The organism is Pseudomonas sp. ES4 (assembly GCF_050586665.1).
Classification (GTDB): domain Bacteria; phylum Pseudomonadota; class Gammaproteobacteria; order Pseudomonadales; family Pseudomonadaceae; genus Aquipseudomonas; species Aquipseudomonas frederiksbergensis.
The window spans coordinates 1-26,943 of the sequence record NZ_JBOBDO010000042.1 but is presented as its reverse complement, the minus strand read 5'-3'; the positions used below and the strand labels follow the sequence as shown (position 1 = coordinate 26,943).

The 26,943-nt window shown below is 58.7% G+C and carries 26 protein-coding genes; 16 read left to right on the top strand and 10 right to left on the bottom strand.

Annotated elements, in window-relative coordinates; genetic code table 11:
- Window positions 1–273: 273 nt before the first annotated feature.
- The 8 genes from ACQ4OB_RS27265 (at window position 274) to trpE (ending at window position 9,473) form a co-directional block, all read left to right on the top strand.
- Complete coding sequence (locus ACQ4OB_RS27265; protein ID WP_074871381.1) at window positions 274–1,398, top strand: ABC transporter ATP-binding protein; 1,125 nt, start codon at window positions 274–276, stop codon at window positions 1,396–1,398.
- 49 nt (window positions 1,399–1,447) lie between these two features.
- Window positions 1,448–2,491 carry an ABC transporter substrate-binding protein gene (locus ACQ4OB_RS27260; RefSeq protein WP_074871379.1) on the top strand — a complete coding sequence of 348 codons (1,044 nt, stop codon included), beginning with the start codon at window positions 1,448–1,450 and terminating at the stop codon, window positions 2,489–2,491.
- Window positions 2,492–2,689: 198 nt separating this feature from the next.
- A complete protein-coding gene (locus tag ACQ4OB_RS27255; protein WP_074871377.1) occupies window positions 2,690–3,937 on the top strand; it encodes an ABC transporter permease in 1,248 nt (415 codons plus the stop codon).
- 12 nt (window positions 3,938–3,949) lie between these two features.
- Complete coding sequence (locus ACQ4OB_RS27250) at window positions 3,950–4,774, top strand: ABC transporter permease (RefSeq protein WP_074871376.1); 825 nt, start codon at window positions 3,950–3,952, stop codon at window positions 4,772–4,774.
- Between the two features lie 160 nt (window positions 4,775–4,934).
- A complete protein-coding gene (locus ACQ4OB_RS27245; RefSeq protein WP_074871374.1) occupies window positions 4,935–6,083 on the top strand; it encodes an iron-containing alcohol dehydrogenase in 1,149 nt (382 codons plus the stop codon).
- Window positions 6,084–6,430: 347 nt separating this feature from the next.
- Window positions 6,431–7,105, top strand: coding sequence for a ribulose-phosphate 3-epimerase (rpe, locus tag ACQ4OB_RS27240; RefSeq protein WP_008027088.1), 675 nt, complete (start codon window positions 6,431–6,433; stop codon window positions 7,103–7,105).
- Window positions 7,102–7,920, top strand: a complete 819-nt coding sequence (locus tag ACQ4OB_RS27235) for a phosphoglycolate phosphatase (protein WP_074871372.1) — start codon at window positions 7,102–7,104, stop codon at window positions 7,918–7,920. Before rpe ends, ACQ4OB_RS27235 begins: the two co-directional genes overlap by 4 nt.
- Window positions 7,921–7,991: 71 nt before the next feature.
- Entirely contained in the window at window positions 7,992–9,473 is a 1,482-nt protein-coding gene (gene trpE, locus ACQ4OB_RS27230; RefSeq protein ID WP_074871370.1) for an anthranilate synthase component I, read from the top strand.
- A gap of 80 nt (window positions 9,474–9,553) precedes the next feature.
- On the opposite strand, the gene estP is transcribed toward trpE, so the two are convergent.
- On the bottom strand, window positions 9,554–11,461 hold the full coding sequence (estP, locus tag ACQ4OB_RS27225) for an esterase EstP (RefSeq protein WP_430956826.1): 1,908 nt from the start codon (window positions 11,459–11,461) through the stop codon (window positions 9,554–9,556).
- 405 nt (window positions 11,462–11,866) lie between these two features.
- On the opposite strand from estP, the gene ACQ4OB_RS27220 reads away from it, so the two are divergent.
- The 4 genes from ACQ4OB_RS27220 (at window position 11,867) to ACQ4OB_RS27205 (ending at window position 15,121) form a co-directional block, all read left to right on the top strand.
- On the top strand, window positions 11,867–12,460 hold the full coding sequence (locus ACQ4OB_RS27220) for an aminodeoxychorismate/anthranilate synthase component II (RefSeq protein WP_074871366.1): 594 nt from the start codon (window positions 11,867–11,869) through the stop codon (window positions 12,458–12,460).
- Between the two features lie 9 nt (window positions 12,461–12,469).
- Entirely contained in the window at window positions 12,470–13,519 is a 1,050-nt protein-coding gene (gene trpD, locus ACQ4OB_RS27215; RefSeq protein WP_056741323.1) for an anthranilate phosphoribosyltransferase, read from the top strand.
- Window positions 13,516–14,352, top strand: coding sequence for an indole-3-glycerol phosphate synthase TrpC (trpC, locus tag ACQ4OB_RS27210; RefSeq protein WP_430956825.1), 837 nt, complete (start codon window positions 13,516–13,518; stop codon window positions 14,350–14,352). The genes trpD and trpC overlap by 4 nt, the downstream gene beginning before the upstream one ends.
- A 67-nt stretch (window positions 14,353–14,419) precedes the next feature.
- Window positions 14,420–15,121 carry a lipoate--protein ligase family protein gene (locus ACQ4OB_RS27205; protein WP_102614860.1) on the top strand — a complete coding sequence of 234 codons (702 nt, stop codon included), beginning with the start codon at window positions 14,420–14,422 and terminating at the stop codon, window positions 15,119–15,121.
- On the opposite strand, the gene crp is transcribed toward ACQ4OB_RS27205, so the two are convergent.
- Window positions 15,118–15,762: a cAMP-activated global transcriptional regulator CRP gene (gene crp / locus ACQ4OB_RS27200; RefSeq protein WP_074871360.1), complete on the bottom strand. Its 645-nt coding sequence runs from the start codon at window positions 15,760–15,762 to the stop codon at window positions 15,118–15,120. The genes ACQ4OB_RS27205 and crp overlap by 4 nt on opposite strands.
- Before the next feature lie 231 nt (window positions 15,763–15,993).
- Between crp and ACQ4OB_RS27195 the strand changes: the two genes are divergently transcribed.
- On the top strand, window positions 15,994–16,416 hold the full coding sequence (locus ACQ4OB_RS27195) for an OsmC family protein (RefSeq protein WP_007941657.1): 423 nt from the start codon (window positions 15,994–15,996) through the stop codon (window positions 16,414–16,416).
- A 116-nt stretch (window positions 16,417–16,532) separates the two neighbouring features.
- Here the strand turns inward: ACQ4OB_RS27195 and coq7 are convergent, their stop codons facing one another.
- The 6 genes from coq7 to hemJ form a co-directional block, all read right to left on the bottom strand.
- A complete protein-coding gene (gene coq7, locus ACQ4OB_RS27190; RefSeq protein ID WP_008147238.1) occupies window positions 16,533–17,180 on the bottom strand; it encodes a 2-polyprenyl-3-methyl-6-methoxy-1,4-benzoquinone monooxygenase in 648 nt (215 codons plus the stop codon).
- Between the two features lie 125 nt (window positions 17,181–17,305).
- Complete coding sequence (locus ACQ4OB_RS27185; protein ID WP_008147240.1) at window positions 17,306–17,644, bottom strand: histidine triad nucleotide-binding protein; 339 nt, start codon at window positions 17,642–17,644, stop codon at window positions 17,306–17,308.
- A gap of 81 nt (window positions 17,645–17,725) precedes the next feature.
- Window positions 17,726–18,514, bottom strand: coding sequence for an SDR family NAD(P)-dependent oxidoreductase (locus ACQ4OB_RS27180; protein WP_074871358.1), 789 nt, complete (start codon window positions 18,512–18,514; stop codon window positions 17,726–17,728).
- Between the two features lie 62 nt (window positions 18,515–18,576).
- Complete coding sequence (locus ACQ4OB_RS27175) at window positions 18,577–19,542, bottom strand: DUF805 domain-containing protein (protein ID WP_074871356.1); 966 nt, start codon at window positions 19,540–19,542, stop codon at window positions 18,577–18,579.
- Window positions 19,543–19,598: 56 nt separating this feature from the next.
- On the bottom strand, window positions 19,599–20,567 hold the full coding sequence (locus ACQ4OB_RS27170) for an NAD(P)H-dependent flavin oxidoreductase (protein WP_102614859.1): 969 nt from the start codon (window positions 20,565–20,567) through the stop codon (window positions 19,599–19,601).
- Between the two features lie 33 nt (window positions 20,568–20,600).
- A complete protein-coding gene (gene hemJ / locus ACQ4OB_RS27165) occupies window positions 20,601–21,029 on the bottom strand; it encodes a protoporphyrinogen oxidase HemJ (protein ID WP_430956824.1) in 429 nt (142 codons plus the stop codon).
- A gap of 135 nt (window positions 21,030–21,164) precedes the next feature.
- Between hemJ and argC the strand changes: the two genes are divergently transcribed.
- Entirely contained in the window at window positions 21,165–22,199 is a 1,035-nt protein-coding gene (argC, locus tag ACQ4OB_RS27160) for an N-acetyl-gamma-glutamyl-phosphate reductase (protein ID WP_074871350.1), read from the top strand.
- Between the two features lie 166 nt (window positions 22,200–22,365).
- Complete coding sequence (erpA, locus tag ACQ4OB_RS27155; protein ID WP_007947969.1) at window positions 22,366–22,716, top strand: iron-sulfur cluster insertion protein ErpA; 351 nt, start codon at window positions 22,366–22,368, stop codon at window positions 22,714–22,716.
- Between the two features lie 66 nt (window positions 22,717–22,782).
- On the opposite strand, the gene ACQ4OB_RS27150 is transcribed toward erpA, so the two are convergent.
- Together ACQ4OB_RS27150 and ACQ4OB_RS27145 are read right to left on the bottom strand one after the other, a co-directional pair.
- Window positions 22,783–23,874: an anhydro-N-acetylmuramic acid kinase gene (locus ACQ4OB_RS27150; RefSeq protein ID WP_074871348.1), complete on the bottom strand. Its 1,092-nt coding sequence runs from the start codon at window positions 23,872–23,874 to the stop codon at window positions 22,783–22,785.
- Between the two features lie 3 nt (window positions 23,875–23,877).
- Window positions 23,878–25,302 (bottom strand): peptidoglycan DD-metalloendopeptidase family protein, encoded by a 1,425-nt coding sequence (locus ACQ4OB_RS27145; RefSeq protein ID WP_074871346.1) that lies wholly within the window; start codon window positions 25,300–25,302, stop codon window positions 23,878–23,880.
- A gap of 212 nt (window positions 25,303–25,514) precedes the next feature.
- Between ACQ4OB_RS27145 and tyrS the strand changes: the two genes are divergently transcribed.
- Entirely contained in the window at window positions 25,515–26,714 is a 1,200-nt protein-coding gene (gene tyrS / locus ACQ4OB_RS27140; protein ID WP_102614858.1) for a tyrosine--tRNA ligase, read from the top strand.
- The last annotated feature ends 229 nt before the right edge of the window (window positions 26,715–26,943 follow it).

Here is a 26,943-nt window from a genome sequence, read left to right as displayed (position 1 = left end):
AATTGAAAACCAAAGTCAAAAAAATCCCCGCTCCCACAGGGATAGTGGTCGCATGCCCATTTACGACATCCTGCAAAGCTGCTTTTACCCGTTCTTGCGGCTTGCAGCTTGAAGCTTGCCGCTGCCCCTATCCATCCCCGCCATCCTTGTAGGGCAATCCCTACCCCCAACCTTCCATCCTGCTGAGGCCATTCTCTCCTGCGCCCCGATTTGCGTGGTCGGCAGCGTCCACTAGGCTTAGTCCACAGCAGTCATCACAATAAAGGTGTGGGTATGAGCCAGGTCGATTCAAACGCAGGGGCCAGCGATATTCTGGTCAGCTTTCGTGGAGTGCAAAAAAGCTACGACGGCGAGAACCTGATCGTCAAAGACCTCAACCTGGAGATTCGCAAAGGCGAATTCCTCACCCTGCTCGGGCCGTCCGGCTCCGGCAAGACCACCAGCCTGATGATGCTCGCCGGTTTCGAAACACCGACCGCAGGCGAAATCCTGCTGGCCGGGCGTTCCATCAACAACGTGCCGCCGCACAAACGCGACATCGGCATGGTGTTCCAGAACTACGCATTGTTCCCGCACATGACCGTTGCCGAGAACCTGGCGTTCCCGTTGACCGTGCGCGGCTTGAACAAGAGCGACGTCAGCGACAAGGTCAAAAAAGTCCTGAGCATGGTCCAGCTCGACACCTTCGCCCAGCGTTATCCGGCGCAATTGTCCGGCGGTCAGCAGCAGCGTGTGGCTTTGGCCCGGGCGTTGGTGTTCGAACCGCAACTGGTGCTGATGGACGAACCCCTCGGCGCACTCGACAAACAACTGCGTGAACACATGCAGATGGAAATCAAGCACCTGCACCAGCGCCTCGGCGTGACCGTGGTCTACGTGACCCACGACCAGGGCGAAGCCCTGACCATGTCCGACCGTGTAGCCGTGTTCCATCAGGGCGAAATCCAGCAGATCGCGCCGCCGCGCACCCTCTACGAAGAGCCGAAAAACACCTTCGTCGCCAACTTCATCGGCGAGAACAACCGCCTCAATGGCCGCTTGCACAGCCACACCGGCGACCGCTGCGTGGTTGAGTTGGGGCGCGGTGAAAAAGTTGAAGCCCTGGCGGTCAACGTCGGCAAGACCGGCGAACCCGTCACGCTGTCGATTCGCCCCGAGCGCATCAGCCTCAACGGCGCAAGCGATCAATGCGTCAACCGCTTCTCAGGGCGGGTGGAGGAATTCATCTATCTGGGCGACCACGTCCGGGTTCGCCTGGAAGTTTGCGGCAAGAGCGATTTCTTTGTGAAACAACCGATTGCCGAGCTCGATCCTGCGCTGGCTGTTGGGGATGTGGTACCGCTTGGCTGGCAGGTCGAACACGTTCGCGCGCTCGACCCACTTTTAGAGGCGCATTGATCGCCCCCTGCTTCAACAACACCAACCCTGCACGTGGAGAGAACAATAAATGTTGAGATCCCTGAAATTCACCGCTTTGGTCATGGGCATGATCGGTGCGGCACACGCAATGGCGGCGGGCCCGGACCTGACCGTGGTGTCCTTTGGCGGGGCGAACAAGGCGGCGCAGGTCAAGGCCTTCTATGCACCGTGGGAAGCGGCAGGCAACGGCAAGATCGTGGCAGGCGAGTACAACGGTGAAATGGCCAAGGTCAAAGCCATGGTCGACACCAAGAGCGTGTCCTGGGACCTGGTAGAAGTCGAATCGCCAGAACTGTCCCGTGGTTGCGACGAAGACATGTTCGAGCAACTCGATCCTGCGCTGTTCGGCAAGACCGAAGACTACGTCAAAGGCGCCATCCAGCCATGCGGCGTGGGCTTCTTCGTGTGGTCGACCGTGCTGGCCTACAACGCCGACAAGCTGAAAACCGCGCCAACCAGTTGGGTCGATTTCTGGGACACCAAGACATTCCCGGGCAAACGCGGCCTGCGCAAAGGCGCCAAGTACACCTTGGAATTCGCACTGATGGCCGACGGCGTTGCGCCGAAGGACGTCTACAAGGTACTGGCCGGCAAGGATGGTCAAGACCGCGCGTTCAAGAAGCTCGATGAGCTCAAACCAAGCATCCAGTGGTGGGAAGCCGGCGCGCAACCGCCGCAATACCTCGCTTCCGGTGACGTGGTCATGAGCTCGGCCTACAACGGCCGGATCGCTGCCGTGCAAAAAGAAAGCAACCTGAAAGTCGTGTGGAACGGCGGTATCTACGACTTCGACGCATGGGCCATCCCTAAAGGTCTGGACCCTAAGCGCGCCGAAGCGGCGAAGAAATTCATCGCGTTCTCCGTGGCGCCGCAGCAGCAGAAGACCTACTCGGAAAACATCGCTTACGGCCCGGCCAACATTCAAGCCGTACCGTTGCTGGCCAAGGATGTCCTGAAAGACATGCCGACCACCCCGGAAAACATCGCCAACCAAGTGCAGATCGACGTCAGCTTCTGGGCTGACAACGGTGAGCAACTGGAACAGCGCTTCAATTCCTGGGCTGCGAAGTAAGCAAGTCACACGGGAGGACGGTTCACCGGATGATCGTTCCCACGCTCTGCGTGGGAATGCCGCCCGGGACGCTCCGCGTCCCTGTGACGCAGAGCGTCACTGGATGCGTTCCCACGCAGAGCGTGGGAACGATCAGTACCAAAAGTTCGAGGCGGCGTTTGTCGCCTCTGTAACGATCAAAGATTTCCGGAGTACGCCATGGCCACCGCCATTCCCCTGAACGCGGGCACCGACCCCACCTTGAAGCAGCGGCTCAAGCACGCCGAGCGGATCAACCGCTGGAAAGCACAAGCCTTGATCGCGCCGCTGGTGCTGTTTCTGTTGCTGGTGTTCCTGGTGCCCATCGTGGCGCTGCTCTACAAAAGTGTCGGTAACCCTGAAGTGGTCGGCGGCATGCCGCGCACCGTGGCGGCTATCGCCAGTTGGGATGGCCGAGGCCTGCCCGCTGAACCGGTTTACAAGGCCGCCAGCGAAGACCTGGCTGAAGCCCGCAAGAATCAGACATTGGGCGACCTGTCCAAACGCTTGAACATGGAATTGGCCGGCTACCGCAGCCTGCTGACCAAAACCGCACGTGCCTTACCGTTCGCCACCGAACCGGCCTCCTATAAAGAAGCGCTGGAAGCTCTCGACGAGCGCTGGGGCGACCCGGCCTACTGGCAAGCCGTGCGCCGCAACACCAGCAACATCACGCCTTATTATTTGCTGGCGGCAGTCGATCACCGTATCGACGACCTCGGCGAAATCGCCCCGGCCACGCCCGATCAGGCGATCTACCTCGACATTTTTGCCCGGACGTTCTGGATGGGCCTGATCATCACCGCCATTTGTCTGGTGCTGGCGTATCCGTTGGCCTACCTGCTGGCGAACCTGCCGTCACGGCAAAGCAACCTGCTGATGATCCTGGTGCTGTTGCCGTTCTGGACTTCGATCCTGGTGCGAGTCGCCGCGTGGATCGTGTTGCTGCAATCGGGTGGCTTGATCAACAGCGGCCTGATGGCGATGGGCATCATCGATAAACCGCTGGAACTGGTGTTCAACCGCACCGGGGTTTACATCTCCATGGTGCACATCCTGCTGCCGTTCATGATTCTGCCGATCTACAGCGTGATGAAAGGCATTTCGCCGACCTACATGCGCGCCGCGATTTCCCTCGGCTGCCACCCGTTCGCCAGTTTCTGGCGGGTGTACTTCCCGCAGACCTATGCCGGTGTCGGCGCCGGTTGCCTGTTGGTGTTCATCCTCGCCATCGGCTACTACATCACCCCGGCCTTGCTGGGCAGCCCGAACGATCAGATGGTCAGTTACTTCGTCGCTTTCTACACCAACACCAGCATCAACTGGGGCATGGCGACCGCTCTCGGTGGGCTGCTGCTGTTGGCGACCGTGGTGCTTTATCTGATTTACAGCTGGCTGGTGGGCGCCAGTCGCCTGCGCCTGAGCTAAGGGGAGAACGAAATGCTGAGTCCTTATATGTCGCCCATTGAACGGGTGTGGTTCTACAGTTTGCGGATTCTCTGCGGCTTGATTCTGTTGTTCCTGATTCTGCCGGTGCTGGTGATCATTCCGCTGTCGTTCAACTCCGGGAGTTTCCTGGTGTACCCGCTGCAAGGCTTTTCGCTGCAGTGGTACCAGGACTTTTTCGCCTCGGCGGAATGGATGCGGGCGTTGAAGAACAGCATCATCGTCGCTCCGGCGGCTACGGTGCTGGCGATGATCTTCGGTACGCTGGCGGCCATCGGCCTGACCCGTGGCGACTTTCCCGGCAAGCCGCTGGTGATGGCGCTGGTGATTTCGCCGATGGTGGTGCCGGTGGTGATCATCGGTGTGGCGAGCTATCTGTTCTTTGCGCCACTGGGTCTGGGTAACAGCTTCTTCTCTCTGATCGTGGTGCATGCGGTGTTGGGCGTGCCGTTTGTGATCATCACGGTGTCGGCGACCTTGCAGGGGTTTAACCAAAACCTGGTGCGCGCCGCTGCGAGCCTGGGTGCTTCGCCGCTGACGGCGTTCCGTCGGGTGACCTTGCCGCTGATTGCGCCTGGTGTGATCTCCGGTGCCCTGTTTGCCTTCGCCACTTCGTTCGATGAAGTAGTGGTGACGCTGTTCCTCGCCGGTCCTGAGCAAGCGACATTGCCAAGGCAGATGTTCAGCGGCATCCGCGAAAACCTCAGCCCGACCATCGCGGCGGCGGCGACGTTGCTGATTGCCTTCTCGGTGATCCTGCTGCTGACTCTGGAATGGCTGCGCGGCCGTAGCGAAAAACTGCGTACCGCCCAGGTATAAAGCTACACCCCGATCAAACTGTGGGAATGAGCCTGCTCGCTCCCACAGGTGTTTTGTGTGGTTTTCGGGATCGGCGGTTATTCATGACCTGAATAGCAGACAAACCCCAATCCCCAGCTACTCTTGTGCCCAGCTCCCCTATCTATAAGAGGCTGCGCACATGAGTCTTTCCTCTTTCAAAATCGCTCACAAACTGATCACCGGCGCAGCTGCCATCGAGCAACTGGCGGCTGAACTGACACGCCTGGACATCGATAACCCACTGATCGTCACCGATGCCGCACTGGTCAAGTCCGGCACGGTCGAGCTGGCGCTGGCGCAGTTGGGCGACCGAAGCTACGAAATTTTCGACCGCGTGCTGCCAGATCCGGAAATCGCCATCGTCGAAGATTGCATGCGGGTCTACCGCGAGGGCGGGCATGACGGACTGATCGGCCTCGGTGGCGGCAGTGCCATCGACATCGCTAAAAGTGTCGCGGCCTACGCCGGTTATCACGGGGCGCTGGAGGATCTGTTCGGCATCGATCAGGTGCCGCGCAAAGGTCCGCCGCTGATCGCCATTCCGACCACCGCCGGCACCGGCTCGGAAGTCACCAACGTGGCGATCCTCTCCGACAAGGTCGCGCAGCTGAAGAAAGGCATCGTCAGCGACTATCTGTTACCGGACGTGGCGCTGGTCAGCCCGCAAATGACCCTGACCTGTCCGCGCAGTGTCACGGCTGCCAGTGGCGTGGATGCACTGGTGCACGCCATCGAATCCTATCTGTCGCTCAACGCCTCACCGATTACCGACGCGCTGGCCATCGGCGCCATCAAGCTCATCGCCAAGGCGCTGCCGAAGGCCTACGCCAATCCATCCAATCTCCAGGCCCGCGAGGACATGGCCACCGCCAGCCTGATGGCCGGCATGGCGTTCGGCAATGCCGGGGTCGGTGCGGTGCACGCGCTGGCGTATCCGCTGGGCGGCCGTTTCAATATCGCTCATGGCGTCAGCAACGCCTTGCTGCTGCCGTATGTCATGACCTGGAACAAAATGGCCTGCGTGGAGCGCATGCAGGATATCGCCGAGGCCATGGGGGTGAAGACCGCTCATCTGAGCGCCAACGACGCGGCGGACAAGGCCGTGGAGGCGATGACCGAATTGTGCGCTGCGGTGGAAATCCCGCCGGGCCTGCGCAGCTTCGGCGTTCCAGAAGATGCCATCCCGGCCATGGCGGTGGAAGCGGCGGGAATCGAGCGCCTGATGCGCAACAATCCGCGCAAATTGAGTGCGGTCGATATCGAGAAGATCTACCGAGCGGCCTACTAGGGCCTGCCATCCATTATTTTCTGTGCCGCGCCGGGTCTGCTGTTGCGCAGGGCAAGGCGCGAGGAGCGTGGTTTGGTCATTCCAAATAAGCTCCGAGCAACGCAGCCCTGCGCAACAGCAGGCCCGGCCCTTCGGGTTGTGTCTGAAAGCGGGCCAGGCTGCGTTGCAGTCCTTGGCAAGGGAACAACCATTACCGGCGGCCTGCGCCTTGCCTGGCCCGCTTTCAGACGACAACGCGGCACAGAAAATAATGGATGGCAGGCCCAATCATCGCGGCCACGGTGCGCGGGTCAAAGCATGAGGTATACAATGCGCGCCATCGTGATTCTGCTCAAAAAAGGTGCGTCATGCAGCCCTTCGTAATTGCTCCGTCGATTCTCTCCGCCGACTTCGCCCGCCTGGGTGAAGAAGTGGACAACGTCCTGGCCGCTGGCGCCGACTTCGTGCACTTCGATGTCATGGACAACCACTATGTGCCGAACCTGACCATCGGCCCGATGGTGTGTGCCGCGCTGCGCAAGTACGGCGTGACCGCGCCGATCGACGCGCACCTGATGGTTAGCCCGGTGGACCGCATCGTCGGTGACTTCATCGAAGCCGGCGCGACCTACATCACTTTTCACCCGGAAGCCTCGCAGCACGTCGACCGCTCCCTGCAACTGATCCGCGAAGGCGGCTGCAAGTCGGGCCTGGTGTTCAACCCGGCGACGCCGCTGGACGTGCTCAAGTACGTGATGGACAAGGTCGACATGATCCTGTTGATGAGCGTCAACCCGGGCTTCGGCGGGCAGAAGTTCATCCCCGGCACCCTCGACAAGCTGCGTGAAGCGCGGGCGCTGATCGATGCTTCCGGCCGTGACATTCGCCTGGAAATCGACGGCGGCGTGAACGTGAACAACATTCGTGAAATCGCCGCTGCTGGCGCCGACACCTTCGTCGCCGGCTCGGCGATCTTCAATGCGCCGAACTACCAAGAGGTGATTGAAAAGATGCGTTCCGAACTGGCGCTGGCCCGCCCATGAGTGGTTTTGAGCAGTTGTTCCCGGGGTCTCTGCCACGGCTGGTGATGTTCGATCTGGATGGCACGCTGATCGATTCGGTCCCCGACCTCGCAGCGGCTGTGGATAACATGCTGCTCAAACTCGGGCGAAAACCTGCCGGCATCGAATCGGTGCGTGAGTGGGTGGGCAACGGTGCTCCGGTGCTGGTTCGTCGCGCGTTGGCCGGTGGCATCGACCATTCGGCGGTAGATGACGGCGAGGCCGAAGGAGCGCTGGAAATTTTCATGGAGGCCTACGCCCAAAGCCATGAGCTGACGGTGGTCTACCCCGGCGTACGCGATACCTTGAAATGGCTGCACAAGCAGGGTGTCGAGATGGCGCTGATCACCAACAAGCCGGAGCGTTTCGTCGCGCCGCTGCTGGATCAGATGAAAATCGGCCGTTATTTCCGCTTGATCATCGGTGGCGACACCCTGCCACAGAAAAAACCAGACCCGGCCGCGCTGTTTTTCGTGATGAAAATGACCAACATCCCGGCGTCGCAATCCTTGTTCGTCGGCGATTCGCGCAGTGATGTGCTGGCGGCGAAAGCGGCGGGGGTCAAATGCGTGGCGCTCAGTTACGGCTACAACCATGGTCGACCGATTGCCGAAGAGTCGCCGGCGCTAGTGATTGACGATCTGCGCAAGTTAATTCGCGGTTGCCTGGATCCAGCCGCTGAGATAACGTTGCCCGACGCTGTTCAACCCCCTTCTGGAAACGCCATCGTGGTGGTCACTCGCAAACTCTGGATGAAAGTCATCAAGGCCCTGGCCCGCTGGCGTTGGCGCGCCTGACTTGTTCCTGGCCGGCATACCGGCGCGTTTGCATACCTGACTGTCAGACCCTCAAGCCACGAGGCTACCCCATGATCCGCGAAGAATTCCTGCGTTTGGCCGCTGCCGGCTACAACCGCATCCCGCTTGCCTGCGAAACCCTGGCCGACTTCGACACGCCGCTGTCGATCTACCTGAAACTGGCCGACGAGCCAAACTCCTACCTACTGGAATCGGTGCAGGGCGGGGAGAAGTGGGGCCGTTACTCGATCATCGGCCTGCCGTGCCGCACCGTGCTGCGGGTTCACGATCATCACGTCAGCGTGACCCACGACGGCATCGAGATCGAAAGCCACGAAGTCGAAGATCCGCTGGCCTTCGTCGAAGCATTCAAAGCGCGCTACAACGTGCCGACCATCCCTGGCCTGCCGCGCTTCAATGGCGGTCTGGTGGGCTACTTCGGATACGACTGCGTGCGCTATGTGGAGAAGCGTCTGGGCAAGTGCCCAAACCCGGATCCGCTGGGCGTGCCGGACATTCTGCTGATGGTTTCCGACGCGGTGGTGGTGTTCGACAACCTCGCTGGCAAGATGCACGCGATTGTCCTGGCCGATCCTTCGCAGGACGATGCTTTCGAGCAAGGTCAGGCGCGCCTGGAAGAGCTGCTGGAAAAACTCCGTCAGCCGATCACCCCGCGCCGCGGCCTGGATTTCAGCAAGCAACAGTCGGCTGATCCGGTGTTTCGTTCGAGCTTCACCCAGGACGATTACGAAAAAGCCGTCGACACCATCAAGGAATACATCCTGGCCGGTGACTGCATGCAGGTCGTGCCGTCCCAGCGCATGTCGATCGACTTCAAGGCGGCACCCATCGACTTGTACCGGGCGCTACGCTGCTTCAACCCGACGCCTTATATGTACTTCTTCAACTTCGGCGACTTCCACGTCGTCGGCAGTTCGCCGGAAGTGCTGGTGCGGGTCGAAGACAACCTGATCACCGTGCGTCCGATCGCCGGCACTCGCCCACGCGGGGCCAACGAAGAGGCTGACGTGGCGCTGGAAAAAGACCTGCTGTCCGACGACAAGGAAATTGCCGAGCACTTGATGCTGATCGACCTGGGCCGTAACGACACCGGTCGGGTCTCGGAAATCGGTTCGGTGAAGCTCACTGAAAAAATGGTCATCGAGCGTTATTCCAATGTGATGCACATCGTGTCCAACGTCACCGGTCAATTGAAGGCCGGCCTGACCGCGATGGACGCATTGCGGGCGATTCTGCCGGCGGGAACCTTGTCTGGCGCACCGAAGATTCGCGCGATGGAAATCATCGACGAACTGGAACCGGTCAAGCGTGGTGTCTACGGCGGTGCCGTCGGCTACTTCGCCTGGAACGGCAACATGGACACCGCGATCGCGATTCGTACCGCAGTGATCAAGAACGGCGAACTGCACGTGCAGGCCGGTGGCGGCATCGTTGCCGACTCGGTGCCGGCGCTGGAATGGGAAGAAACCCTGAACAAGCGCCGGGCGATGTTCCGTGCCGTAGCCCTGGCCGAGCAAACCCCGGCAAGCTGAGCTCCCACAAGAAACGCACTACATAAAAAAACGCGGCACCCGTGAGGGCGCCGCGTTTTTTGTGCCTGCTGTTTACCGGATCAGAAGTCCAGCGCAACCCCGACGGTAAGCCCTTGCTGGGTAAAGTCATCATCCTTGCGGAACGTGTACCCACCGCGCAACGCCAGATCGGCCGTCAACTTGTGACTGACCCCCAGGCTCACGCGATTCAAGTGGCTTTGCGGGGTGTAGCCGTCCAGCTTGAAGTCCAGGGACGGCAGGCTGTTGAGCGCGATATTTACTTTCTGAGTGTCATCCTCGTATTCATGCTCATACGCGTATTCACCAAACACTTGAGTCTGTGGAGTGATCTGATACTTACCCTGCAGACCGGCGCCCAGACGTTTTGAATCGCGAGTCTGATCATCAAAGGTCAGCGCTGTAGAGCGAGTGCTGTTTTCCGAATAGCCGTCGACTTCCACTTTTGCGTAATCAGCGCTGATGAACGGCGACAGGTGCCACTCGCTGCCCGGTTGCGCAATGTCGTAGCCAAGGCGGGTGCTGAAGGCCCACAGATCACCATCGGTATCGCCTTTCTCCGCTCCTTCGCCGCCGCCCAGATCAAATTTGCGTTTGAGGTTGTCGTAATCCAGCTTGCCGCCGGTCAACGCGGCATCGGCCCACCAGCGATTCTGCTGGAACTGGGCGAAGGCGGTGGCCAGGTAGCTGTTGAGTTTGTAGTCCGAATCGTTACTGCCTGCTTCCAGGTTCTGACGATAGAAACCCGCCGCCACACCGACGCGCCAGGCATCATTAAGCCGATAGCTGCCGCCGATGTTCAGGTTGTAACCGTCGCCATCAGCGCTGGCGCCGCTGCTCTGGCTATCGACATCCAGATGCTGTCCGCCTCCGGCGACAATCGCGCGCCATTGGCCGACCGCCTGCCAGTTCCCCCAATCCGATTGCCATTGGCTGCGCAGTTCATCCTGGTGCGCACGCAAGGTGGCGTGGGCCATTTCCGGCAACAACGTCAGCTCCCACGGCGCCGCCAGCAAGGAATAGGCGTAGTCGGAAATGAGTTTCTGCCCGGCTTCGGTCGGATGAACCCCATCGTTATAAATCAGCTTGCCGGGGTCCGGCGTGGCACTGTTGATGCCATACGCAGGGTTTTCGGTGCAGCTGTTACCGCTGAAGCACGTCGCTGTCAGGTTCTGGCCAGCAGCAAAACCAAATCGCGATGGATCGGCGAAGGTTTCCTGCAACAGCAGCGGAATGTTCAACGGGATGATTTCGGCATCGATCCCTGCGAGGCGAGTGACCAGTTGCCGATTGAAAGCAGCGCTCAGTAGTGAAGTAGGCGTCTGCTGGGGCGTGCCGTTGATGGCGGGCGTTAAACCGAGGTCGGGCAGCAGCCATACCATGATGTATCGGGCGCCGGCGGTTTGCAGGACCTGGACGCTGTTGGCCAGTCGATCCGCAGCGGCATTCGCTTGGGCGCCACTTTGTACGCGTCCCTGAAGAAAATCGTTCCCGCCCCCGGAGATGTAATACAGCGCATTCGGATCGGCGTTGAAGTTGTTTGTCGGCAGATAGCCCGCGCTCGCGCGTTCACCCGTGGCGGACACACTGGTGATCGAGGTGAGGATCTGGTCCGTGCGGTAACCGCCTACGGCCCAGTTGTTCCCGTCCGGCAGGCCCTGGTTCGCACGCGCCGCCGAGGTCGAAGCGGCGGTCTGGTCCAGTGAAAAGCCGAGCCTGTCACCCAGCAGTTGGGTCGAGTTGGCGGAGTAGACTTCGCCGTTACCGTCCCGGTAAGTCGGGCCGGTCCGGTTGGTGAAGCGCACGGTCGAGCCGGGAGGGCCGCCCGTGTCGGTAAACTGCCCGGCATCGTTAAGGCTATCGCCGAAGACAATGAAATTCGAATAAGGGTTGGGCGCTGCGATCGCCTGGGTGCAGGCCATCGCGAGCAAGCAGCTGGCAAGCGGTACAGCCAATGTCTGTCTGATCATGAGCAAGTCCGTTTGTTATTGTTGTAGTGAGCAAAACGATAGTGCCAAAAACTATAGGGCCTGTTGCCGTTCGGCGCGAACCGATCAATTGTTTCAAGAGCTTCGATCGCCCCATATTGCACGCTCTGCCCAGCTAAGTTACTGTGCCGAGACGTATAAATGAGACCTTCCCCGTGTTGATCGTCAGCAAACTTCTGGATCAAGTCATCAAGGCACACGCCCGTTGGCGTTGGCGCGCCTGAATCCTTCTGCCGGCCCGGCCGGATCTTTACCGCTTTGCCTTCTTTACCCGCAAGACAAACCGCTTTGCAGCGCGACTCCAGCGACTGACAAAGTGCAGGAAGCTGCGGGTAAATCTTTCGAAGGCTGTATTCAAAGTCAGTAAATTCAAGAGGTTTTTAAGCCATGTTGCTGATGATCGATAACTACGACTCTTTTACTTACAACGTTGTGCAATACCTCGGTGAGCTCGGCTCCCAGGTCAAAGTCGTGCGCAACGATGAGCTCACCATTGCCGAAATCGAAGCCCTCAACCCTGAGCGGATTGTCGTTTCTCCCGGTCCTTGCACGCCGAACGAAGCCGGTGTGTCGATTGATGTGATCAAACATTTTGGCGGAAAACTGCCGATTCTCGGCGTGTGCCTGGGTCATCAATCCATCGGCCAGGCCTTTGGCGGCGATGTGGTGCGTGCCCGTCAGGTCATGCACGGCAAGACCAGCCCGGTGTTCCACGAGGACAAAGGCGTATTTGCAGGCCTGAACCATCCGCTGACAGTCACCCGCTATCATTCACTGATCGTCAAACGCGAAACGCTGCCCGATTGCCTGGAGCTGACCGCTTGGACCCAGCTTGAAGACGGTTCGGTCGACGAGATCATGGGCCTGCGCCACAAGACACTGAACATCGAGGGCGTGCAGTTTCACCCTGAGTCGATCCTCACCGAACAGGGCCACGAGCTGTTCGCTAATTTCCTCAAACAAACCGGCGGCACGCGCTAAGGACTTTTCATGAATATCAAGACAGCCCTGAGCCGTATCGTCGAACAGCTCGACCTCAGCACCGATGAGATGCGCGATGTCATGCGCGAAATCATGACCGGGCAATGCACGGACGCGCAGATCGGCGCGTTCATGATGGCCATGCGCATGAAGAGTGAAAGCATCGACGAAATCGTCGGCGCCGTGTCGGTCATGCGCGAGCTGGCGGACAAGGTCGAACTCAAGACCCTCGACGGCGTCGTCGATGTAGTGGGTACCGGTGGCGATGGCGCGAACATTTTTAACGTCTCGACCGCTTCCTCGTTCGTGGTCGCGGCGGCCGGTTGCACGGTGGCCAAGCACGGTAACCGTGCGGTCTCGGGCAAAAGCGGCAGCGCCGATTTGCTGGAAGCGGCGGGTATCTACCTGAACCTTACGCCGGTTCAGGTGGCACGCTGCATCGACAACGTCGGCATCGGTTTCATGTTCGCCCAGACCCATCACAGCGCCATGAAGCACGCCGCCGGCCCGCGCCGCGAGCTGGGCTTGCGCACGCTGTTCAACATGCTCGGCCCGCTTACGAATCCGGCCGGCGTGAAGCATCAGGTGGTGGGCGTGTTCAATCAGGCGTTGTGCCGGCCGCTGGCCGAAGTCTTGCAACGTATGGGCAGCAAGCACGTGTTGGTAGTGCACTCGAAGGATGGCCTGGACGAGTTCAGTCTGGCGGCGCCAACCTTCGTGGCGGAATTGAAGGATGACCAGATCACCGAGTATTGGGTCGAACCAGAAGACCTGGGCATGAAAAGCCAGAGCCTGCACGGTCTGGCAGTGGATAGCCCGGCAGCGTCCCTGGAGCTGATTCGCGACGCCCTGGGCAAGCGCAAGACCGAGAACGGTCAGAAAGCCGCGGAAATGATTATGCTCAATGCCGGTGCCGCGCTCTACGCCGCCGACCATGCCAGCAGTTTGAAAGAAGGCGTTGCCCTGGCGCACGATGCGCTGCACACAGGCCTCGCTCGGGAAAAACTGGAGGAGTTGGGTGCATTTACCGCGGTATTCAAAGTGGAGAATGAGGGATGAGTGTACCGACGGTTCTGGAAAACATTCTGGCCCGCAAAGTCCAGGAAGTCGCCGAGCGTAGCGCTCGCGTAAGCCTGGCGGAGCTGGAAAGTCTGGCCAAGGCGGCCGATGCACCCCGTGGTTTTGCCCAGGCACTGTTGGCTCAGGCCAAGCTCAAGCAGCCAGCGGTCATTGCAGAGATCAAGAAGGCTTCACCGAGCAAAGGCGTTATCCGCGAGAACTTCGTTCCCGCCGACATCGCCAAGAGTTACGAGAAGGGCGGCGCGACCTGCCTGTCAGTGCTCACCGATATCGATTACTTCCAGGGCGCCGATGCTTATCTGCAACAGGCGCGGGCAGCGTGCAAACTGCCGGTGATCCGCAAGGACTTCATGATCGATCCATATCAGATCATTGAAGCCCGAGCGTTGGGCGCCGACTGCGTGCTGCTGATCGTCTCCGCACTGGATGACGTGAAAATGGCCGAGTTGGCTGCCGTCGCCAAAAGTGTCGGCCTCGATGTGCTGGTGGAAGTTCACGATGGCGACGAGCTGGAGCGGGCCTTGAAAACCCTCGACACTCCGTTGGTCGGCATAAACAACCGCAACTTGCATACTTTCGAAGTCAATCTGGAAACCACCCTCGATCTGTTGCCGCGCATTCCGCGTGATCGCTTGGTAATCACCGAAAGTGGCATTCTCAACCGGGCCGATGTCGAACTGATGGAAATCAGCGATGTGTACGCGTTCCTGGTTGGCGAAGCGTTCATGCGCGCCGAAAGCCCGGGCACCGAGCTGCAGCGTCTGTTCTTTCCTGAGCGTGGTATCGCGGTGAGCGGTTCTACACTCGACTGAACGTGACTTGATGAAGAAGCCGGCGATGCCGGCTTTTTTATACCCCAAACAAAGGATGTCTACTGCCATGACCCAGCCCATTGCCTTGACCGTCGAAGCCGGCCTGCTCGCCGAACAGAATCTGTTGGCGCATGTGTGCACTGGTGATTCGGAGTTTGGCCTTCTGTTCTGGCAACCCAGTGACCGGGCGCTGGTCATGCCGCGACGCTTGAATCGTCTGCCTGGGTTCGAGGCCGCGTGCGAAGTGTCGGCGGCGGCAGGTTGGCCGGTGTTGTTGCGTGAAACCGGCGGTGAACCGGTGCCGCAATCGGCCTCGACGATCAACATTGCACTGGTCTACGCCCCACCGCGTAGCGAGGGTGACCAGAACCGCATCGAAGCCGGTTATCGCCGGCTTTGCGATCCGATTTGTCAGTTACTCGATGAACTGGGCGGCGTTTCGTCTTTGGGCGAAATAGAGGGTGCGTTCTGTGATGGGCGTTTCAACGTCAACCTTGATGGGCGCAAGATGGTTGGCACGGCTCAACGCTGGCGCCAGAGCAAGGGCGGCACGCGTCCGGTAGGGTTGGTGCACGGGGCTTTGTTGCTCGATAACGAGCGTGAGTCGATGGTTGCTGCGGTCAACCGTTTCAATGAAGCCTGTGGCCTGGAGCCGCGGGTTCGCGCCGAGAGCCACATTGCTCTTCATGAAAAATATGCAGCACCTGATGCGTTGGGGCGACTCGACAGTTTGTACCGCGAATTGCTGACAGACATGTTCAGGGTTTAGCGCGTACCGAAGACCACCATGGTCTTGCCTTTGACGTCCACCAGGTTGCGTTCTTCCAGATCCTTGAGAACGCGACCGACCATCTCACGTGAACAACCGACAATCCGCCCGATTTCCTGACGGGTCACCTTGATCTGCATGCCGTCGGGATGGGTCATTGCATCTGGTTGCTTGCACAGTTCCAAGAGGCAGCGTGCGACGCGGCCGGTAACATCGAAGAACGCAAGGTCACCCACTTTGCGGGTGGTGTTACGCAGGCGTTGTGCGATTTGTCCGCTGAGCACGTAAAGAATGTCTGGGTCCTGTTGGGACAGTTCGCGGAATTTTGCGTAGCTGATCTCCGCGACTTCGCATTCGATCTTGGCGCGCACCCAGGCGCTGCGTTCCTGTTCCAGGCCGGCTTGTTCGAACAGGCCCAGCTCGCCGAAAAAGTCTCCAGAGTTCAGGTAGGCGATGATCATTTCGCGGCCGTCGTCATCCTCGATCAGGATGGTGACCGAACCCTTGATGATGAAGAACAGACTTTCCGAGCGGTCGCCGGCACAAATGATATTGCTTTTGGCTGCATAACGACGGCGCTGGCAATGCATCAACAGCTTGTCGAGGTTCTTGATTTTGGGTGTTGGGGTAATAGCAACCATGGTTGTATCCCGAAAAGACTTCACGGTGTGTTTGATTTTCTTATGAGTCGCTGAGATTGCTATGAAGCTGGCAATGCGCCATTGAATTGGCGCCAGCTTAACAGACACTTCCTGCAATATTCGAGAATTTACCTACAGCGCAACGGCTTGCGTCGTAGGAAGGCGAGGCGTCGTCAATCAAGGCCCCTGTGCTAAGCTGGCGACCCTTTTTTATACAGTGGAGTCTTGGCGATGAAGGCACGCATCCAATGGGCTGGCGAAGCCATGTTCCTCGGCGAATCCGGCAGCGGTCATGTCGTGGTCATGGACGGGCCGCCCGATGCCGGCGGTCGCAACCTGGGTGTCCGGCCGATGGAAATGCTCCTGCTGGGTGTTGGCGGTTGCAGCAATTTTGACGTGGTCAGCATCCTCAAGAAGTCCCGTCAGGCCGTTGAAAGCTGCGAAGCCTTCCTCGAAGCTGAGCGCGCCACCGAAGATCCGAAGGTTTTCACCAAGATCCATATGCACTTCGTGGTCAAGGGTCGAGGCTTGAAAGAAGCCCAGGTCAAACGCGCCATCGAGCTGTCTGCCGAGAAGTATTGCTCGGCGTCGATCATGCTTGGGGCTGCTGGCGTGGCAATTACCCACGACTACGAGATCATCGAGCTCGGTTGAGTCGACATCCCACTACCGTAAAAGCAGCGCGGACGGTCGCGATCCCAAGCTGATGTCTGTAAGGCTTGCCCGCGATTGCGTCCTTGAGATCGCCATCGCGGGCAAACTACCTGAGGTCAGATCCGGTAAGTACTCTTGGTCATGACCTTGGCCATCAGGCTCATGCCGAACTTCACCGGTGCCGGAAAGCGGAACCCCCCAGCCTCCAGCGCGCTTTCGGCGTGGTGTTCTTCATCAATGCGCATCTGCTCGAGGATCGCCCGGGACTTTTCATCCTCGGCAGGCAGTTGCTCAAGGTGTTCGTTGAGGTGTTTGCAGACCTGATGCTCGGTAGCCGCAACGAAACCCAGGCTGACTTTATCGCTGATCAACCCGGCTACCGCGCCAATCCCGAACGACATGCCGTAAAACAGCGGATTGAGAATGCTGGTATGGCTGCCCAACTGTTTTATGCGTTGTTCGCACCAGACCAGGTGGTCGATTTCTTCTTCGGCGGCATGCTCCATGGCGGCGCGCACTTGCGGCAGCTTGGCGGTCAGGGCCTGGCCTTGATACAGCGCCTGGGCACAGACTTCGCCGGTATGGTTGATGCGCATCAGACCGGCGACGTGCCGGGTGTCTTCGTCGCTCATTTGCGCATCCGGCTGCACGATAGCGGGCGAAGGACGGTACGGCTGGCCACTGAAAGGCAGCAAGGTGCGCATCGCGGCATCGGCTTGTAGCAGAAGGCGGTCAATCGGCGAGTAGTGACGTTGGGTTGTCATGCTGACCTCCGGGAAAAATCTCGGCGGCCAGTTTAACCCAATCGGCCGGGGGAAGGTTTGCGCTGAGTCATTGCGACGCAGGTGCTTGTGGGGGGGATTGCCCACCCCACAGGAACTTGCTGCGATCAGCCCGGCGGCCAATGCATCTGGCGCTGACCCAAGACATGCATATGTATGTGATAGACGGTCTGCCCGCCCAATGGATTGCAGTTCATGACCACGCGAAAGCCTTCTTCGCAACCCAGTTCCAGGGCCAGACGCTGGGCGGTGAACAGAATATGCCCGGCCAATGCCTTGTCGTCCTCGGTCAGGTCGTTAAGTGTGCGCACCGCTTTTTTCGGAATCACCAGAAAATGCACGGGTGCCTGTGGGGCGATGTCGTGGAAGGCCAGTACCTGGTCGTCCTCGTAAATGATCTTCGCCGGGATTTCCCGGTTGATGATCTTGGTGAACAGAGTATCCACAGCTTTTTTCTCCGTTGTTTGGGCTGGCCTGAGTGTAACCATGGGTTATGCCCGAGCCCAGCCTTTTACCTTGAGGGGCGATCAGCGCGGGCAGTAAACCTTGTTGACCATGCCGGCAATTGTCCGGGTCAGCCAGCGCGAGCCGAGTCGCGGCAGGAAGGCGCGCCAGCGGTTGCGTCGACCCGGAATAATAATGGCGCGATTTTTCTCCAGCGCCCGGACGGTGTAGAGCGCGACTTCCTCGGGGCTCATCAGCATTTTGCTGTCGGCCAGTTTGCTAGCGTCCAATTGCGCGGTGCGGAAAAACGCCGTGCGGGTAGGGCCGGGGCAGAGCACCGAGACCTTGACCGCGCATTTTTTCAGTTCGACGCGCAACCCTTCGGAAAAATGCAGCACATAAGCCTTGCTGGCGTAATAAGTGCTCATCCACGGGCCGGGATGGAACGCCGCCACCGAGGCGACATTCAAAATCTGCCCGCCGCCCTGCAGCGCCATACTGTTGCCGATCGCGTGACACAGGCGAGTGAGCGCAAGGATGTTCACTTCGATCAGGTCCTGCTCGGTCATCCAGTCCTGAGCCAGGAAAGGGCCGCAGGTGCCGATGCCGGCGCAGTTAACCAGCAAATCGATCTGTCGGTCACCTTCCTCCAGCTCCAGCAGAAAACCCGACAGCCGTAGCGGCTCGCCGAGGTCACAAGCTCGGAACAGCACTTCCACGCCAAAACGTTGGGTCAGTTCAATCGCAATACTTTCCAGCTGATCACGCTGACGGGCCACCAGAATCAGACTGCGGCCGCGCCGGGCCAGCGCTTCGGCCATCGCCAGGCCGATGCCGCTGGAAGCGCCAGTGATCAGTGCGTAACGGGTCATGCATTTCTCCATCGCAACAGCTCCGCGCCGGCGACGCAGGTGTCACGGGCGGGGAGCGCTGTTCATTCTTTCGCAGAGTCTACAGGGGGCTGGGCTGCTTCGGCTGCATCGTCGGCTGAATTTGGCGCTGGCTCTGCTTCCACAGCGGTTTGATCTTCGATCTCTTCGGTGGTCACGGAGTCACTTTCATAGCTGCTCTGGGTAGCACTTTCATACTCACTCTGAATGGTAGTAAGGCCACCGCTCAGTCCGCCGATGAACAGGATCGCGATAAACACCAACCACAATGAAGACAGGACTTTAACCGCGGTGCTGTTGGGCGGTGGTGGCGCACCGTATCGATTGGCGGTGTTATTGCCCGGCACAATCATCATTACGAACGGGAAGATGCTGCCCACGAACGGTACGAGCGTCAGTAGCCAGAGCCAACCAGACCAGCCGATATCGTGCAGACGCTGGACGCTGAACTGGATGCTGACGAACGCCAGCGCCACGAAGAGAATGAAGGCCAGCAAGCCACCGAGAATCAGGCCGGCGGTAGTGTCCGTAGTGATGAGGGCCAAGCCGAAAACAGCAAGCACAGCGCCAACACCGAGGGTCACCAGCGTCAGCGACATCGTCCAGGCCAGATAACGCAAGCGGCCGATCCGACCCTCGAAGCTGAACGGTTTGAGTGTGGCAAACGCTGGCAAGGCTTCGCCAACGGTAGCCTGGGGTGGCGCATAAGGGGATTCGGGATCTGCCGCGACGGCCGGGGCGTGTTCATGAACGTCAGCCAGGTTCAGCTCGATCGAGGGTTCGGATTCGATCCGGGCATCGATACCGGTTTTGGTCAGCGCCTGGAGATAAGTCTGCGCATCGCCCCGCGACAGGTCGCGTTTGAGCGCAACCGGCTTGCCACTGAACAGCCGCTCGATGGCAGCCACATCGGTTTTGAACAGCTCGGCGAGATTAAGCTTGGCGGTGATGACGTCAACACCTGGCAGCAGAGCGCCGTCGAACACGATCTTGAAACGGGTTTCGCTCATTACGAGGCATCCTTGCAGTGTGAAGCCAGCCGGAATGGACTGGTCTGGTTTGCCCGTCAGCGTGGCCAGCGCTTGGGTAGCTCTGCCGCCAGTTCTAGCGCTTTGCGGTATTCGGCATCAAGGCGAGCGACCAATTGATCGACACTCGGCAAATCATCGATCTCGCCAACACCCTGGCCTGCGGACCAGACGGTTTTCCAGGCTTTGGCTTCATCGCTCATGGGCTTGAGTTTGGAGCCGAAGTCCACTTCGCCCTTGCCTTGCAACGCGGCCATGTCGAAACCTGCCGCCTCAAGACTCTGACGCATAAAGCTCGCCGGTACTCCCGATACCGCTGGAGTATGGACGATGTCCGCGGCTCTGGCAGTCAGCAGCATCTCTTTATAGGCGTCAGGCGCGTGACTTTCGGTGGTGCCGATAAATCGCGTGCCGAAGTAGGCCAGATCCGCACCAAGCAGTTGGGCTGCGAGAATCTCGTGGCCGTGGTTCAGGCAGCCGGCCAGCAGCAGGGTCTTGTCGAAGAATTGGCGGATCTCGGCAATCAGCGAGAACGGGCTCCAGGTTCCGGCGTGTCCACCGGCGCCCGCTGCCACGGCGATCAAGCCGTCGACCCCGGCCTCGGCGGCTTTCTCTGCATGGCGACGAGTCGTCACGTCATGGAACACCAGGCCGCCGTAGCTGTGCACTGCATCGACCAGTTCTTTCACTGCGCCGAGACTGGTGATCACAATCGGCACTTTGTGCTCGATGCAGATCTCCAGGTCCGCTTGCAGCCGCGGGTTGCTGTGGTGGACGATCAGGTTTACCGCATAAGGCGCCGGATTCTCCATTGTCGCCAACCCTGCTTCGATCTCTTCCAGCCAGGCCTTGAAACCGCTGCTCTCGCGCTGGTTCAGCGCAGGAAAGCTGCCCACCACGCCATTACGGCAGCAGGCGAGCACCAGCTGCGGGTTGGAAATCAGGAACATTGGCGCGGCCACCACCGGCAGACGCAAGCGTTGTTCGAGTAGAGCGGGCAGCGACATTGGAAGTACCCCGATGAGTTGTGCTTATTGGAGTTAGAACGGCCGGACGACGACCAGAATTACAATGGCCAGCAATATCAGAACCGGCACTTCATTGAACCAGCGATAAAAGACATGACTGCGGGTGTTCTCGCCACGGGCAAAACGTTTCACCTGGGCGCCGCACATGTGGTGGTAGCCGATGAGGATCACCACCAGGGTCAACTTCGCGTGAATCCAGGCACCATGACTGAATATGCTGGGGTTCAAGGCGATCAGTGCGATGCCGAAAACCAGAGTGGCGATCATCGCCGGCCCCATGATGCCGCGGTACAGCTTGCGCTCCATGACGCTGAAGCGTTCCTTGCTGACGGTGTCTTCACTTTGGGCGTGATAAACGAACAGGCGGGGCAGGTAGAACAGGGCGGCAAACCAGCAGACCATGCTGACGATGTGAAGCGCTTTGAGCCACAGATAGAGCATTTTTAGTTATTCCCAGGTTCACGGTAGCGAAGATAGTAGAGGGTAGAGCGCCCGCACGTCACCTTGACGGTTGTCGCAGAGCCGCGTGGCCCCTATTATCGACGGCTTTCCAGTGGGTTCGTTGAGGGCAGGTTTATGGTCAAGGTCGGTATCGTCGGCGGCACGGGTTACACCGGTGTCGAACTGCTGCGTCTGTTGGCGCAACATCCGCAAGCTGAAGTGGCAGTCATCACTTCCCGATCCGAGGCCGGTCTGGCCGTGGCTGATATGTATCCGAACCTGCGCGGTCATTACGACGGTCTGGCATTCAGCGTTCCGGACATCAAGACGCTGGGCGCTTGCGACGTGGTGTTCTTCGCCACGCCGCACGGGGTTGCCCATGCGCTGGCTGGCGAACTGTTGGCGGCCGGGACCAAAGTCATCGACCTGTCGGCGGACTTCCGACTGCAAGACGCTGATGAGTGGGCCAAGTGGTACGGTCAGCCGCACGGCGCGCCGGAGCTGCTGGAAGAGGCGGTTTACGGCTTGCCGGAAGTCAATCGCGAGCAGATCAAGCAGGCTCGTCTGATCGCCGTGCCGGGTTGCTACCCGACTGCTACGCAATTGGGTTTCCTGCCATTGCTTGAAGCAGGTCTGGCCGACACCACTCGCTTGATTGCCGACTGCAAGTCCGGCGTCAGTGGTGCCGGTCGTGGCGCGTCTGTAGGTTCGCTGTACGCCGAGACGTCGGAAAGCATGAAGGCTTACGCGGTCAAAGGTCACCGTCATCTGCCGGAAATCCGCCAGGGTCTGCGTCGTGCTGCGGGCAAGGACGTCGGTCTGACGTTCGTTCCGCATCTGACGCCAATGATTCGAGGTATCCACTCGACGCTCTACGCGACAGTCGTGGACCGCTCCGTAGATCTGCAAGCGCTGTTTGAAAAGCGCTATGCCAACGAACCGTTCGTCGATGTTATGCCGGCCGGCAGCCATCCCGAAACCCGCAGCGTGCGTGGTGCCAACGTTTGCCGTGTCGCCGTGCATCGTCCGCAGGATGGTGATCTGGTGGTGGTGTTGTCGGTGATCGACAATCTGGTCAAAGGCGCGTCGGGTCAGGCGGTGCAGAACCTGAACATCCTGTTTGGTCTGGATGAGCGCTTGGGTCTGTCTCATGCAGGCATGCTGCCGTAAGGTTTTCCTGCCCAGTAAAAAGGCCCGTCTGACGGGCCTTTTTGCATTCCGGGCTTACGATTGGGTTGATTGATATACCGTAACAATAGTTGACCGATTTTCTAGGAGAAGCGGATAATGCGCGTCATCACGCATTATGGCGGCGTAACGCCGGGAGATAGTTAGCATGAGCGTCGAATCCTTCACCCCCACGGCTTTGCAATTTACCCACGGTGCCGCGCACAAGGTGAAGAGCCTGGTCGATGAAGAGGGGAATGATCGTTTGAAGCTGCGCGTATTCGTTACGGGCGGCGGTTGTTCAGGGTTTCAATACGGCTTCACCTTCGATGAAGAAGTGGCCGATGACGACACCATCGTCGAGCGCGAAGGTGTCAGCCTGGTGGTCGATCCGATGAGCTTCCAGTACCTGGCAGGTGCCGAGGTGGATTATCAGGAAGGTCTGGAAGGTTCGCGCTTCGTGATCAAGAATCCGAACGCCAGCACTACGTGTGGCTGCGGATCTTCGTTCTCGATCTGATCGCAATCATCGCATCACCAAGCGCCGCGTGGCCTCAGGGCTCCGCGGCGTTTTGCTGTTTGCAGATCAAGCGGGGTAGATGGCGCCGAGTACGCGCAGGCCACTTGCACCGGTAACGCTCGGGCGATTGGCGGCGATGCCTTCAAGGCAGCAATGGGCCAGCCAGGCGAAGGCCATGGCTTCGACCCAGTCCGGGTCTACACCGTAAGCCGCGGTGCTGCTGACGTGGGTGTTCGGCAGCAAGCTGGCCAAGCGGTTCATCAGCGTAGCGTTATGGGCGCCGCCGCCGCAGACCAACAGTTCCCGGGTATCTGATTGAGCGCTTTGTAGTGACTCGACAATAGTCAGGGCGGTCAGTTCGAGCAGGGTTGCCTGCACGTCTTCGGGGGTGAAGGTCGACAGTTTCGATAAATGCTGTGTCAGCCATGCAAGGTTGAATACTTCGCGGCCGGTGCTCTTTGGGCCTTTGGTCACGAAAAATGGATCACTCAGCAGTTCGTGCAGCAGAACCGGTTGGACCTTGCCGCTGGCGGCCCACTGGCCGTCACGATCAAAGTTGTCGCCGCGTTGCTGGTGAATCCAGGCATCCAGCAGAACATTGCCCGGGCCGCAGTCGAAACCGGCTACGGGTTTGCCGGGCTCGATCAGGCTCAGGTTGCTGAATCCGCCAACGTTCAATACCGCGCGATTGCCTGCGCGTTCTTCAAACAACGCTTCGTGAAAGGCTGGAACCAATGGGGCGCCTTGTCCGCCAGCCGCAACATCGCGGCTTCGAAAGTCGCTGACCACAGTGATACCGGTCAACTCGGTCAGAAGGGCAGGGTTGCCAATTTGCACAGTGAAGCCGCGCGCCGGCTCGTGGCGAATGGTCTGGCCGTGGCTGCCAATCGCGCGAATATCTTCGGGTTTCAGTTTTTGTTGGTCGAGGAGGGTGTGAATACCCCGTGCCGCCAGTTTCACCCAGTTCTGCTGGGCGATGGCGGAGCGGGCAATCTCGTCCGGGCCGCTGGCGCACAAACCAAGCAGCTCGGTGCGCAAGGAGTCAGGCATTGGCGTGTAGTGCGTGGCGATGAGTTTTATCGCCGGGGCCAGCTCGACCAGCGCTATGTCCAGGCCGTCGAGGCTGGTCCCGGACATCACACCTATATAAAACGTCATGGCTTAGCGCTTTCTCGAAGCCAGTTGCGTGGATTTCTCTTGATCCATGCGCGCCATCAGCGGTTGGCTCTGCGCGAGGAAACGTGCGCGTTCAGCTTTGGAGATCGGATCAGCCATGGCAACTTTCTGGCCTAGTGGGTCGACGTGCACGCCATTGACCTGGAACTCGTAGTGCAAGTGTGGACCGGTGGAGAGACCGGTAGTGCCGATGTAGCCGATCACCTGGCCTTGCTTGACACTGCCGCCAGTCTTGACGCCTTTGGCGAAGCCCTGCATATGACCATACAACGTGCGGTAGGTATTGCCGTGCTGGATGATCACGGTGTTGCCGTAACCGCCGCGACGACCCGCCAACAATACTTTGCCGTCACCGGCAGCCTTGATCGGCGTACCGCGTGGTGCTGCGTAATCGACACCTTTGTGAGCGCGGATCTTGTTCAGGATCGGATGTTTGCGTCCCATGGAGAACTTCGAGCTGATGCGTGCGAAATCCACCGGGGTACGGATGAACGCCTTGCGCATGCTGTTGCCGTCAGCAGTGTAGTAGCTGCTATTGCCTTGTTTGTTGGTGTAACGCACGGCGGTGTAGGTCTTGCCGCGGTTAGTGAAACGTGCGGAAAGGATCGGGCCATTGCCGACAACCTTGTCGTTGACGACTTTCTGTTCGTAGATGACATCGAACTGGTCGCCTTGGCGAATGTCCTGGGCGAAGTCGACGTCATAACCAAACACACTGGCCATGTCCATGGTCAGGCTGTGGGACAAACCGGCGCGTGCAGCGGACTGCGACAGCGAACTGTTGATTACGCCATGAACGTAGGCAGAGCGCACGGTCGGTTTGGCTGTAATGCGATTGAATGCATAACCCTTGTCATTCTTGGTGAGGGTTATGCTTTCAACGTCGCTGACCTTGCTGTGCAGATTGGTCAACTGGCCATCGGGGCCCAGTTCGAATTCGAGTTTCTGGCCATGTTTGAGTCGGCTGAACTGCTTGGCTTGTTTGTCGCTGGCCAGTACTTCATGCACCAAAGCTGTTGGAAGGCCGACTTTTTCAAACAGTGTGGAGAGGGTGTCGCCTTTAGAGACGATCACTTCCCTGTGGTTTGGAGACTTTTTTTCTTCGATCACAGGCGCCGGCACGGGCGCGGCCTGAGCGGTTTCCTGTGGTTCTTCGACGCTGTTTTCGATCTGCGCGAAAGGGGAAGCTGCTGGCTCATTTGTGGCCTGGACGGCCTCGGCAGCGTCTTGATCTTGTGTCAGTTGTTCTGCAGGGCTTTCCAGTTCAAGACTCAGGGTCGTCTTTTTGGCTTCAACATCACTGGAAGGAAATACCAGAAGCGCCAGGCTCAGAAGGGCGGCGATGCCACTTGCTGCGAGCAGGTGGGTCTTCGGGTAAAGCGGCGGCGCTTTAGACGATTCTTTGGTCATAGGTAATTTTTGACTTTGAAAAAGATGAATTGGAAAAGATGAATGACATGATGAAGATGAAATAACTGTATAAAATATAACCAAATCATCTCTGAAGCAAGTCCGCGAACGCTGTGTTCGCGGATTGGCGTCCGTGCGCCGGGCAAAACTTGTATTTGACGCGCGATCTTGTATGGTTGGTTCCCTTTGAATTCGAGCCTTGCGGGTCTGTTATGAAGTCGGTTGAAGAGCAGCTAGCGCTGATTAAACGTGGTGCAGAAGAACTGTTGGTCGAGTCCGAGCTGATCGAAAAGCTCAAGCGTGGCCAGCCGCTACGTATTAAGGCAGGCTTCGATCCGACCGCGCCGGATTTGCACCTTGGTCATACTGTGCTTATTAATAAGCTGCGCCAGTTCCAGGAACTGGGGCATCAGGTGATCTTCCTTATAGGTGACTTCACCGGGATGATCGGTGATCCAAGCGGCAAGAGCGCGACACGTCCTCCGCTCACTCGTGAGCAGGTTCTCGAGAATGCCGAGACTTACAAGACTCAAGTCTTCAAGATTCTTGATCCAGCCAAGACCGAAGTGGCGTTCAACTCCACCTGGATGGATCAGATGGGGCCAGCCGACTTCATTCGTCTGACTTCGCAATACACCGTGGCTCGCATGCTTGAGCGCGACGATTTCGACAAGCGCTACACAACCAATCAACCAATTGCCATTCACGAGTTCCTCTATCCGCTGGTTCAGGGTTATGACTCGGTTGCTTTGCGTGCTGATGTCGAGTTGGGTGGTACTGATCAGAAGTTCAATCTGTTGATGGGGCGTGAGCTGCAGCGTGGATATGGTCAAGAGGCTCAATGCATTCTGACGATGCCGCTGCTCGAAGGTCTGGATGGCGTGAAGAAGATGTCCAAGTCCCTGGGCAACTACGTGGGGATCCAGGAGGCGCCGGGTGTGATGTACGGCAAGCTGGTTTCCATTCCGGATGCGCTGATGTGGCGTTATTTCGAATTGCTCAGTTTCCGCTCTATGGATGAGATCGACGCATTTCGTGCCGATGTCGAGGCTGGCGCCAATCCGCGTGATATCAAGATCAAGTTGGCTGAAGAGATTGTTGCGCGTTTTCATGGTGAAGAGGCTGCGGCCAATGCTCACCGTGGGGCGGGTAACCGTATGAAGGAAGGCGAGCTGCCGGACGATCTGCCGGAGATCGAATTGACTGCTGCTGAAGACATGCCGATTGCTGCTGTCCTTAATAAGGCAGGCCTGGTCAAGAACTCGGCTGTCGCGCGGGACCTTCTAGGTTCTGGTGGTGTGCGTATAGATGGTGAGGTTGTCGATCGCACCTTTATATATGCATTGGGCGCGACCCATGTTTGCCAGGCCGGCAAGAAGGCATTTGCGCGTATTACGCTCAAATCCGAATAAAGCTCGAATTAAAGGTTGACGGCAGATTCTGGAAGTCTATAATTCGCCCCACTTCCGGCGCAGTCGAAACGGAAAACTCCTTGATAAACAATGAGTTATGCAGTTTTCGACAGCGAGTTGCTTCAGGTCATCGAAGCCCAGAAGGAGTTGAAAGAGCAGGGTTGTTTGGCTCTTTTGACGGTTCGATCTTCTCGGTCGAAAGCGGTGTAAAAGAGGTGTTGACAGCAGT